General features: G+C 45.8%; 9 protein-coding genes and 1 pseudogene. All 10 read right to left on the reverse strand.

What is annotated here, in order from left to right; all coding sequences use genetic code 11:
- Positions 1-104: 104 nt before the first annotated feature.
- Positions 105-797, reverse strand: a complete 693-nt coding sequence (locus CIK90_RS08600) for an RHS repeat-associated core domain-containing protein (RefSeq protein WP_094389655.1) — start codon at positions 795-797, stop codon at positions 105-107.
- Positions 794-1,282 carry a hypothetical protein gene (locus tag CIK90_RS08605; protein WP_254046315.1) on the reverse strand — a complete coding sequence of 163 codons (489 nt, stop codon included), beginning with the start codon at positions 1,280-1,282 and terminating at the stop codon, positions 794-796. The genes CIK90_RS08600 and CIK90_RS08605 overlap by 4 nt, the downstream gene beginning before the upstream one ends.
- Positions 1,249-2,718, reverse strand: coding sequence for an RHS repeat domain-containing protein (locus CIK90_RS14445; RefSeq protein ID WP_254046316.1), 1,470 nt, complete (start codon positions 2,716-2,718; stop codon positions 1,249-1,251). The genes CIK90_RS08605 and CIK90_RS14445 overlap by 34 nt, the downstream gene beginning before the upstream one ends.
- A gap of 11 nt (positions 2,719-2,729) precedes the next feature.
- Positions 2,730-3,242 carry a hypothetical protein gene (locus CIK90_RS08615; protein WP_094389657.1) on the reverse strand — a complete coding sequence of 171 codons (513 nt, stop codon included), beginning with the start codon at positions 3,240-3,242 and terminating at the stop codon, positions 2,730-2,732.
- Positions 3,242-5,941, reverse strand: coding sequence for an RHS repeat-associated core domain-containing protein (locus CIK90_RS08620; RefSeq protein WP_158216049.1), 2,700 nt, complete (start codon positions 5,939-5,941; stop codon positions 3,242-3,244). The genes CIK90_RS08615 and CIK90_RS08620 overlap by 1 nt, the downstream gene beginning before the upstream one ends.
- A 168-nt stretch (positions 5,942-6,109) precedes the next feature.
- Positions 6,110-6,508, reverse strand: a pseudogene (locus CIK90_RS14650) (DUF6443 domain-containing protein); the annotation flags it as partial.
- Between the two features lie 120 nt (positions 6,509-6,628).
- Positions 6,629-7,210 (reverse strand): hypothetical protein, encoded by a 582-nt coding sequence (locus CIK90_RS08625; protein WP_094389612.1) that lies wholly within the window; start codon positions 7,208-7,210, stop codon positions 6,629-6,631.
- Positions 7,211-7,744: 534 nt separating this feature from the next.
- Positions 7,745-8,452 (reverse strand): RHS repeat-associated core domain-containing protein, encoded by a 708-nt coding sequence (locus CIK90_RS08635; RefSeq protein ID WP_254046317.1) that lies wholly within the window; start codon positions 8,450-8,452, stop codon positions 7,745-7,747.
- Complete coding sequence (locus CIK90_RS08640) at positions 8,415-9,362, reverse strand: ankyrin repeat domain-containing protein (protein ID WP_094389610.1); 948 nt, start codon at positions 9,360-9,362, stop codon at positions 8,415-8,417. Before CIK90_RS08640 ends, CIK90_RS08635 begins: the two co-directional genes overlap by 38 nt.
- 2 nt (positions 9,363-9,364) lie before the next feature.
- Positions 9,365-11,643 (reverse strand): RHS repeat-associated core domain-containing protein (locus tag CIK90_RS08645; protein WP_144007321.1); only part of this gene is annotated, 2,279 nt, incomplete at its 5' end.

Raw genomic sequence — 11,643 nt, forward strand, 5'->3', positions numbered from 1 at the left:
ATTGTTCTAAGGACAGAATAATCTCTTTCGATTCTTTATATATAGCCCATGTCTGATGGTATGGGAAGAGAATTCACGTATCTGTCTTCACATGCAACTAATCGCTATTTTATCCCGAATTGGGGTAAGAATTGGTTTCTAATAATAATATTATCTGTTTCTTTATCGTCACGGAACAAGAAATCTCCATTTGTGGTGTAATAATCATCACGTCCATCAGGATCAATCCTATTTACGGGATTGTCATGACAATACATATAAGGACTATATGGATAATATTTCTCTGCCAGCGGATCCATCCTGTCCCAACGTGCTGTAATAGGATTGTACTGCCTTGCTCCGTAGTCGTAGGTGTTCAGTCCATGCATCTTGTCCAGTTCCTTTCCGTTATACTTATATGGTTGCACGTCACTTGTGGCGGCTGAGCCGTCACAGAACTGGGCTCCAAAGGGGTAGTAGTTCATCGTCTGCATCACCGTCCCCATGCTGCCCATCGCCTTCGTCACCTGACGTACGTTGCCGAGGTAGTCCTTGTCATAGTAGAGGAAGGTGAAGTTGTCCTGCGTGGCATTATATTGTGTGGCTTGGCAGTAACCCTCATCAAACAGGAATTTATCTATTTTGCCGTTTTTAAGCATTAGAGCACCTCCGAGCAGGTAGTCCGTGGAGTCTGTGTATAGTATCTCCGACGGCATGAGCTCCCTTGTGCTTCCTATGGCGACGGTGATGTTCGGCACGGCAGTCTGATACACCACGCGCAGTTTCTCGCCCGTCGCGCTATAGATATCCTTTGTCATGTTCCCCAACTATCTGTCCCTATAACCTCTTTATAACCAACTTTTCTTTTTCTTGTCGGGTCAACTCTTAAGTTGCCTATTGAATCAGTCCAAAAGTATTCTTGAATACGTACCCGACCACCCATTCCACTATGGATTATAGTGTATTTCCTATTAGGAAGTAAATTGATCATTTGCGTTTTTTTGTAACCACAACTATCATCCTTTTTAATCTTTAATCCTGTAGATTGACCCTGTAATCTGATTGTATCAAATTCTTTCGTATCATACGGATTTTCTTTGACAATAAAGAAAAAATGTCCTTCATGAGTTTGCGAACTATCAGATTCAATTTCTAAAACCAGTAAATTATGTACTACTATAATCTGTCGCCTCTCATCAAGTGAGAAAGAATGATCTTCTGTACATGCTGTAAAAAGAAGCGACACTATACAGGCATAAAATAAGTGTTTTATCTTCCCTGATTTATATAAGAGTTCCACCATATATCAAGTTGTTTTATCTTTTTTTCTTCAGATTTCTCATCTACAAATAATGTAGTCAAATCTGTTTTGAATTCATTCTTTACAAAATTTCTGAAATCTCTATATGCTATACTTCCTTGCTCTGCTTCTTTTTCACGTGGGGCTTCATCATGACTCATAGTCTTAATATACCCATAAATTGTTTTTAGTATGTATTGACCTGAATTCTGATCTCTATTTATTTGTTTTATATGACCAACCTCATGCGAAAATTCGCGAAACCACCAATCATAATATTGTTCACTGCTCATATTTGATTCATCGAAATAAGTAGGCGATACAAGTATACGAGTTTTTTCAGGACTACTTCCTAAAGTAATGCAATTGTTTTTCAGTTGTCCTCCGAATTCTTCCAACCTGACTTTCCTTATATGTTTTTCAGAAATACCAGACACTAAAGATAATAGATGAGCGGCGGATTCTGTAAAATTATAATATGTTGTTTGTGCCTTTGTAGTCATAATAGTTCCTGTAATACTTGTACCTGTCACCATGTATGTTCTTTCATGGCGAATTTTGACAATCCCTATAGGGAAAAGTCCATCTGAATCCACCAACATTACAGGATTATTCGTACAATACACATACGGACTAACGCCATAATATTTCTCTGCCAATGGATCAACCCTGTCCCATCGTGCGGTGATTGGATTATACTGACGTGCACCGTAGTCGTAGGTGTTCAGGCCGTGCATCTTATCAAATTCTTTCCCATTATATTTATACGGCTGCATGTCACCTGATGCGGCAGAGCCGTCACAGAACTGGGCTCCAAAGGGGTAGTAGTTCATCGTCTGTACCACCGTCCCCGTACTGCCGGCCGCCTTCGTCACCTGACGTACGTTGCCCAGGTGGTCGCGGTCGTAGTAGTAAAACATGAAGTTGTCCTGAGTGGCGTTCAGGCTTTCCGCCTGACAGTAGCCCTCGTCGAACAGATACTTATCTATCTTGCCGTTCCTCAGCGTAAGGGCACCGCCCAGCAGATAGTCCGTGGAGTCGGTATATAGTATCTCCGAGGGCATGAGCTCCCTTGCGCTGCCGATGGCGACAGTGATGTTCGGCACTGCAGTCTGATATATCACGCGCAGTTTCTCACCCGTGGCGCTATAGACATACCTCGTCACGTTTCCGTCGGTGAACTGTATCCTGACCGGGTTGTTCATCATGTCGTAGTCTATCCTCGCTATCCTGCGGCTGGCGTCGCTCGTGAGCGACCCTGCGCCGTTGTATGTCAGTGGATACTCCTGCCCAGCCACGCCGTCAAAGTCCGTAGCACCTGCGTACGCCATCCGCGAGGCGTTGTCGCGCATGCTTGACAACTGGTTTCCCTCGTACGTCATCTGGAGGTCGTCAAGCAGTCCTATGATTTGAACCTTTTGAAACTTTATGCTAATCATTAATCTCCTTATTAATATTTCTGAAGAACTGAACCCCACGAACTTCTTATTGGGATTGGGCTTGTTTCTTTGAGTTTATCTATAAAATCCATGGTCGGTTTGTCATCGTAAATTCCTATCTCAAAATAATAGGCCCTGTCTTTTATAAAAAGTACGTTACCCATACCATCATGAGAAATGCTCTGAATAAAATAGTTCACGGATTTTCGTTTCCTTACTTCCGAGACAAGTTCTTCAAGTTGCCTAAATGCGGTAGCATCTATTATTATGCTGTCTTCATCATGAATTTTCTCCCACGAAATACCATCCTTGGGAAACTTTCCAGATGAGATAGAGTCATGACAATCCCAGGACATCTCACCGAAAATTTCTTTCAATGTCCTGTCTTCTTTAACCTCCACCCAAAAGCAATTTTTATTTGTGCTTGTTGGGAAATAAAGGTATTTGCATAGAATGCCATCGTCATACGTTTTCGTACATCCGCATAAGATGATTACAAAAAAGAAAATAATGTTTTTTTTCATTAGTACACAACTCTTTTATTTAGACCATGTTCTTTACGTAATTTGTTTTCTGTATATTTTTCATTGCCTATAATACCTACAGTTTCTAATTCACTGGTTTCTTCTTGTGTTTCATACAATTTACCATCTACGTCCCTGTAAATATACGATGATTCTTCTCCATCCTTTGGCGCATTGCCATTCATTGCTGAATATGCATGAATTAACTCATGTCCAACCACGATTTCCATAGGTATAGTTTCAACTACAGTTTTTTCTGTATTGGAGTCCTGAACTTTTAAATCCAGAGAAGATGACGGGTTCAGATTAATATAACCATCCGTACCTTTACCATTGGATGCGTCTTTAGGGAAATAACTATGATATCTATTCCTATCGCTTTCACTCCCTATCTGGATTCCAGTAGTACGTTTGTGACCAATCACATCTCTCAGCAAAGATGTTCCGACATCCAGTTTCTTGTCTCTATTGTCCCATCTTCTACCGCCAATTGTCACTTCACCTGTTTTCCTATTCAATAACAGATTGTCATTTGTCAATTTCTGCATATAACCTAATGTCCTCATCTGCTCATCATGGGTTCCAACTAAAAATATTTTCCTTCCATCAGGATCAATTAGTCTGATAGGATTGTTAAGACAATACACATACGGACTAACGCTATAGTATTTCTCCGCCAACGGGTCTATCCTGTCCCATCGGGCTGTCACGGGATTATACTGACGCGCACCGTAGTCGTATGTATTAAGTCCGTGCATCTTGTCTAACTCCTTTCCGTTATATTTATACTGTTGGAAGTCACTTGTAGCAGCAGAACCATCACAGAACTGGGCTCCAAATGGGTAGTAGTTCATCGTCTGCACTACAGTCCCCGTGCTGTTGCTGGCTTTCGTCACCTGACGTACATTGCCCAGGTGGTCCTTGTCATAGTACAGAAAGGTGAAATTGTCCTGCGTGGCATTATATTGTGTGGCTTGGCAATAGCCCTCATCAAACTGATACTTATCTATCCTGCCGTTTCTCAACGTGAGAGCACCGCCCAGCAGGTAGTCGGTAGAGTCAGTGAACAGAATCTCCGACGGCATGAGTTCCCTCGCGCTGCCTATGGCAACGGTGATGTTGGGAACTGCAGTCTGATACACCACGCGCAGTTTCTCGCCCGTGGCACTATAGACATATTTCGTCACGTTTCCGTCGGTGAATTGTATCCTGACCGGGTTGTTCAGGCAGTCATAGTCTATCCTCGCTATCCTGCGGCTGGCGTCACTCGTAAGTGACCCTGCATCGTTGTATGTCAGTGGATACTCCTGCCCAGCCACGCCGTCGAAGTCCGTCGCCCCTGCGTACGGAAGTCTCCAGACATTGTCGAACACGCTTGCCAACTGGTTCCCCTCGTATGTCATCCGCAGGTCGTCAACCAATCCGAAGCCTCCGTGCATCGCGTCCTGGAGCCCGCAACGTCGCAGCCTCTTGATGTTTCCGTTGCAGTCGTACTCCGCCTGCTCGTTGAAGTAGTTTCTGTTACCTGTCAGGTTGTCGCCTGTTCCGAAAAGCGCCAGGTACAGGCGGTTGCATCCATCGTACCTCAGGTTGTAGCCCTTGTATTCGCTGTCATTCCTTGCCTTCCACCGCACGGTGCTTATGTTTCCGTTGTGGCATGCGCTGTCAAGACCGTCGGCATAGTACAGGTCTTCGCGGAATCCTCCGCTGCTGACGCTCTTGAGCCATCCGTGCACGTCGTAGGTATATGAGCAGTATGACTTGGAGTTCCTTATCGTTTGCCGCCCCTTGGTGCTCAGCCTTCCGATGGCATCGTAGGAGTATTCCGTGTCGCGTGACTGCGCGGTGCCCCCGTGGCTGACGGACAGGCTCATTTTTGTCTTCTTGCCGTACCGGTATGTGTAGCCGGTCTTCGCCGTGAAGTCGCCCCCGTAACCTACGCCTACCCTGACCTCCGTGCTGTCAACGGCGCCCGTGAAGGTGTATTCGGTGCTGACATCCTCAATGTGCCCGCCGAGTCCCTTGCGCACAGTCCTCACCGCCTGACCCTTGCGGTCGTACACGGTGACAGTGCCGAGGGCCTCGCCGCCGGTAGCGTACACCACCTGTCCCGTAAGGTAGCCGATGGCGTGCTGTCTCTGTTCCTGTCCAATGGTTAATGCAGGCATCGCGCTTGTAAGGTTGTTGCCGATGAATTCATAGGTGTCGTAGTAGTTGACTATCTCGAGTTGCGGGTCGCTGATGCTGTACGGTGCGGAGTAGCCTGTGCTGCAGACACCCCCTGATCCGCTCGTGTATGATGTAGCGGAGAGCACCGACCCGTCGCGGTTTCCGTCGCTGCATGTGCCCTGCACGCACAGCCTTCCGAAGCGGTCGTACAGGCAGAAGCGGTAGCGGTTTCCCAGAGCGGTGTCTCTCATGTACGCCATGCGGTCGGCACTGTCGTACCAGTACTGCACGCATTCCGCCCCGGGCAGTTTCTTCCATACCACCCGCCCTCTATTGTCATAACGATATTCGTATGCATATATTGTCTTTTCCTGCGATATTTTGTTGAATGCAGGTGTGAGCACGAAGCGCAGCTGGCCGAGGTCGTTATATACATAATAGGTATCTCCTGCTGCGGTGCGCTCCATAATCTTCCTCCCGAGCAGGTCGGTGAATACGGCTGTGCTCCTGTTGTCGGCATCGTAAGACACTGCTTTTGCCAGCGTTCCCTCTGGATAGTACTCGAAGGCTGTGTTCTCGGGGAGCGTGAGGCTGTACGAGCCGTCCTCGGGAGCCTCGAAGTGCAGCACCTGGTCGGAAGCGGTGTTTGCGAGGTGTTCCGTCCTGTCCTGCTTTCCCGCCTGTCTCCATGTGTCTCCTGCGATGTCGACTGCTGTCACCCTGTCGAGCGCGTCGTAGTGGCTCTCGGTGAAGAATCCGTCGTCAAGATAAAACAAGCCCATGGACGTGACCCCGCTCACGGGGATATAGTCGAGTCCGCTTGCAGGCACGGGGAGATACCTGCGTTTCTCGCGCCCCGCTCCGTCGTAGGTCGTCAGGGTGCAGGCGGTCTCGCCGTTTCCTCCCGCCGTGGCGACAGAGAGCGTGGGGCGGCCCAGGCCGTTGTAGTACTGCACAGCCTGAATGGAATCCGTCCCGTAAGCGTCGAGCATCGTCACGGTCCTGACGTAGTTCTGGGATGGAGTCTGAGCCAGAACCGAGCATGGCGGCACCGCAAGCATCGTTATCAGCGTTATGTGTATTTTATTTATACTCATGGCTTCCTGTAGTTGTAACTATTGATGGAGATAACGGAATCGTTCGTTTGGACGACATAATCTAAACAAATTTGAATATCAGTATTTTCAATGCGCACCGTGCTCATGTCTCAATTTACTTTAATTATGTTTAATCGACTCATAATCCATCTTCTGATCTGAATCTTGCACACTTATTACTGGATTTATGCATATATCGTTAGTGTCATTATTAAAGATTATGTTGGGAATTTTATCTATGTTTTTCCCATTCGTTGGCTTAACCAATTTTAACTCCATCTTTGACATCAACTCCTTGGTTGAAACATTCCGCAACCATTCGCTATCAGTACTGTTTTTAGGATATATGGCAAAAAGGAATGTAATTGAAATACTATCTCCCGGTGCAAAATATTGCTGTGCTGAACCATTAAACTTATTACATCTATATAATTGATATGGCTGATAAAATAAATCCCTTGACTCTATATTGGCAATAACCGTTTTCTCGTATGGATACCCTATTGGTATAAATATGGAGTCATTGGATTTGTTTATGGCTAAATAGTGAATGGACAAACATCTTATGTTGAAAACGTTATCCATTTCGTCTCTCCTTATCTCTTTATTATCACCAACCATGCATAAATTCGCCTGCAAGACATATTTGTCATTGCACGCAAACAAAAGGGGTACTAATGTGACAATTATTAATCTCTTCATCTTTTATTCTCCTAAAAAAAATTGTTTGTATCTTATCAAACTTTGTTTGTAAGTATCAGTTGTCTTATTCCATGTTGGGTGGTTCATTAAATAATTAAATATTTTAATATTGTCGGTTTTGTTAGGATTCCTACTATCTTTCATGTAGTGATGCCATTGTTTTTTTATATGGCAGGTGTATTCTTCTCCACCTAACATGTTCTGAATATTACTTCGTGATTCAAACATTTGTTTGTTGTCTCCCCAAAAAGCTGTTATATTGTTGCCTAATGTGCTCGCATTTGTTTTATCATCACCACCATGACATTACCATAATGGCTATCAACGTGTATAGTGTTGCTATATGCGTCACGTGACCATTTCACAACATTAATCTGATTACAATCTATTTGGGTTAAATCTACTTCAGGCATTCTTCCAACGATATGTGTGAAAATTTTTGATAAAGCTTCTGCCGAAATATCAGATGATGGTAAACCAACTCTTGTATTAAGATTGATAACATATTTGCCATCTTTCAGTTCGCGATAGTCATCACTTATATATATAATCCGATTCTGCAGAGTTTGTACCTAAGTATGTTCCGTCAGAAGTGTAATAATCATCCATCCCATCTGGATCCATCAACATTACCGGATTATTGTGGCAATACGCATACGGACTCACATTATAGTACTTCTCCGCCAGCGGATCTACCCTGTCCCAACGTGCAGTGACGGGATTGTACTGCCGTGCGCCGTAGTCGTAGGTGTTCAGTCCGTGCATCTTATCCAGTTCCTTACCATTGTATTTGTATGGCTGCACATCGTTGTTATTGGCGGAGCCGTCACAGAACTGGGCTCCAAAGGGGTAGTAGTTCATCGTCTGCATCACCGTCCCCGTGCTGCCTATCGCCTTCGTCACCTGACGGACATTGCCCAGGTGGTCCTTGTCATAGTAGAGGAAGGTGAAGTTGTCCTGCGTGGCATTATATTGTGTGGCCTGACAGTAGCCCTCGTCAAACTGGAACATGTCTATGCGTCCGTTCTTAAGCGTCAAGGCACCTCCAAGCAGATAGTCCGTGGAGTCTGTGTATAGTATCTCCGACGGCATGAGCTCCCTTGTGCTTCCTATGGCGACGGTGATGTTCGGAACGGCAGTCTGATACACCACTCGCAGTTTCTCGCCCGTGGCGGAATAGACAAACCTCGTCACGTTGCAGTTGTCAATACCGCTTGAGATATTCCTGTAATTCCTTTTCATCCTTCGGAGATATTTCACGTTTTATAACAGTTAAAGCCCAATCTGAGACAGGTGACTTCCAATAGTCCATTCCTCTTTCCTTTAAAAAATCTATGACTTTTAACTTTTCCTTATGCTTTTTAGAGTCAAGAGGATATGCCCTAAGTCTCAACATATAAAGAATGTCAACATAAAATGACTTGTAATATGCAGAGTCTTTAGAACTGATAACATCCATTCTTTTAAACTTCCTATTATAGTCTGCTCCGTGTTCCAGTAAATAAAGAAGGACATCCATACGGTCAAATGTTAGTGCGACATACATTGCACCTGCACCTGTATCTTCTGTCTGCATGTTAACATCAGCACCTGCCTCCACAAGCATTCTTACTTTTTCATAATCTCCATCCAAATCCACTGCCTCGAACAACGCAAAATGGCGAGCGGGAATCCAGTTGCCAAGATTGTCTTGCTGCACTCCGCGCTCTACGGAATTGGGGTCTCCACCATATTCTAACAACATCTTTAGTATTTCAGGGGAAACACGACTAAATCTTGAAGCAATAATAACCGAATTATCCCCTCTATATCTAATGGTATCACATGGTACATTAGGATTTGCACCTAATTCCAATAATGCTTTTACTGATTCTTTCTTATTATTATGGGTGGCAAGCATTAATAGAGTTTGCTTCCATCTATCTTCCTTATAATCAATAGGTATATTCTTATCCTGAACCTGCCGCCTTATTTCATCGGCATTTTCGTCTTGTACAGCCTTGGCTAAATTCCATGCAATGGTGCCTTGAAATAACCTAAAATCATCTCCTAATAGTTTTTTCTTATCTACTGGCGCCTCCCTGTCTATGCACGCGGACGACAACAATACCAGCAAGACACATATTGCACAAAAATATCCATTATGTTTCATAATTAAAAGCCAAATAAAATATTGTTAGTATTCAACGTATATTGCGATTGTGCATTTTTGCTCTTCTGCATTATCATTTCCTTTCCCGAGGGATAGAAATTCTTTATGCTGTGCCCCATTATTGCACGGTTTTTATTGCGCCAATGTATATTTCCATTAGCTCTCACTCCCATGTGTGTTTGTTGGAAAATATTCAATTCATCCCGAACATGAACATATGCGTCTATTTTTGCACCTTTCCTGTTCCATGGTGCAATGGTAAGGGGACTTACCCATGCGGCATTAAATGTCATTGCACTGCGACCTGTCTTGTAGGCATTCGTAGCCGCCATGCCTCCGCCCAAAGAATGACCTACGAAAGTAAGTTCTTGATTAATATTGTCCGATAAAACACGTGCGTTTTCCTTTGAAATATTATACTGCTCCGAGGCTCCAAATACCTGTAAGAAATTATTTTTCCAGTCTTCATAACTATCACTATCTGTTCCTGAAGTAGCATAGACATATTCTGTGACCCCGTCAATTGTACGTTCATATATAGCAGACTTAAAACCAGAACGGTCATCCCTTAAAGTGACTCCGTCTATATGCAAATTAGAGACTCTCCACCCCCCAATGAGTTCAACTTTGTCTTTGCCATATACATGATGCGCGATTCGAGCCGCTTCCTCTTCCGTAGGCTTCAAGCCATCTTCGTCCACAAACTTTACTGGATTCCCCAAACAATACACATACGGACTAACGCTATAGTATTTCTCCGCCAACGGGTCCATCCTGTCCCAACGTGCGGTGACTGGATTGTACTGCCGCGCTCCGTAGTCGTAGGTGTTCAATCCGTGCATCTTGTCCAGTTCCTTGCCGTTGTACTTGTACGGCTGCACGTCACCTGATGCGGCAGAGCCGTCACAGAACTGGGCTCCAAAGGGGTAGTAGTTCATCGTCTGTACTACTGTCCCATTGCTGCCTACCGCTTTCGTCACCTGACGTACATTTCCCAGGTGGTCCTTGTCATAGTACAGGAAGGTGAAGTTGTCCTGCGTGGCATTATATTGTGTGGCCTGGCAGTATCCCTCGTCAAACTGGAACATGTCTATGCGTCCGTTCTTAAGCGTCAAGGCACCTCCAAGCAGATAGTCCGTGGAGTCTGTGTATAGTATCTCCGACGGCATGAGCTCCCTTGTGCTTCCTATGGCGACGGTGATGTTCGGAACGGCTGTCTGATACACCACGCGCAGTTTCTCGCCCATTGCGCTATAGACATATTTCGTCACGTTTCCGTCGGTGAACTGTATCCTTATCGGATTGTTCCTCAGATCATAGTCTATCCTCGCTATCCTGCGGCTCGCGTCGCTCGTGAGCGACCCTGCCCCGTTGTATGTCAGTGGATACTCCTGCCCAGCCACGCCGTCGAAGTCCGTCGCCCCTGCGTACGGAAGTCTCCATACGTTGTCGAACACGCTTGCCAACTGGTTCCCCTCGTATGTCATCCGCAGGTCGTCAACCAATCCGAAACCTCCGTGCATCGCGTCCTGAAGCCCGCAACGTCGCAGCCTCTTGATGTTTCCGTTGCAGTCGTACTCCGCCTGCTCGTTGAAGTAGTTTCTGTTGCCTGTCAGGTTGTCGCCTGTTCCGAAAAGCGCCAGGTACAGGCGGTTGCACCCGTCGTACCTCAGGTTGTAGCCCTTGTATTCGCTATCATTCCTTGCCTTCCACCGCACGGTGCTTATGTTTCCGTTGTAGCATGCGCTGTCAAGACCGTCGGCATAGTACAGGTCTTCGCGGAATCCTCCGCTGCTGACGCTCTTGAGCCATCCGTGAACGTCGTATGTATATGAGCACATGGACTTGGATGTCCTGGTCAGTTGCCTTTCCTTCCTTTCCAGCCTGCCTATGGCGTCATAGACGTATCCCGTCTCACGCGACTGTGTGGAGGCACCATGTCTGACGGACAGGCTCATCTTTGTCTTTTTGCCATATTGGTACGTATAGGAGGTCTTTGCCATGAAGTCACTCCCGTAACCGACACCGGCATGCACCTCCGTGCTGTCAACGGCACCCGTGAACGTGTATGCCGTGACCACATCCTCGAGACGTCCGCCGAGACCCTTGCGTACACATCTCACCGCCTGCCCCTTGCGGTCGTACACGGTGACGGTGCCGAGGGCCTCGCCGCCGGTAGCGTACACCACCTGTCCCGTAAGGTAGCCGATGGCGTGCTGTCTCTGTTCCTGTCCAATGGTTAATGCAGGCATCGCGCTTGTAAGGTTGTTGCCGATGAATT

Source organism: Prevotella sp. P5-126 (assembly GCF_002251185.1).
GTDB lineage: Bacteria > Bacteroidota > Bacteroidia > Bacteroidales > Bacteroidaceae > Prevotella.

Excerpts from the sequence above, each read along its gene's own strand:
- CIK90_RS08640 (WP_094389610.1), bottom strand. The coding sequence starts at position 9,362 with ATGAAACATAATGGATATTTTTGTGCAATATGTGTCTTGCTGGTATTG.
- CIK90_RS14445 (WP_254046316.1), bottom strand. The coding sequence starts at position 2,718 with ATGATTAGCATAAAGTTTCAAAAGGTTCAAATCATAGGACTGCTTGAC.
- CIK90_RS08625 (WP_094389612.1), bottom strand. The coding sequence starts at position 7,210 with ATGAAGAGATTAATAATTGTCACATTAGTACCCCTTTTGTTTGCGTGC.
- CIK90_RS08605 (WP_254046315.1), bottom strand. The coding sequence starts at position 1,282 with ATGGTGGAACTCTTATATAAATCAGGGAAGATAAAACACTTATTTTAT.
- CIK90_RS08600 (WP_094389655.1), bottom strand. The coding sequence starts at position 797 with ATGACAAAGGATATCTATAGCGCGACGGGCGAGAAACTGCGCGTGGTG.
- CIK90_RS08615 (WP_094389657.1), bottom strand. The coding sequence starts at position 3,242 with ATGAAAAAAAACATTATTTTCTTTTTTGTAATCATCTTATGCGGATGT.
- CIK90_RS08635 (WP_254046317.1), bottom strand. The coding sequence starts at position 8,452 with ATGAAAAGGAATTACAGGAATATCTCAAGCGGTATTGACAACTGCAAC.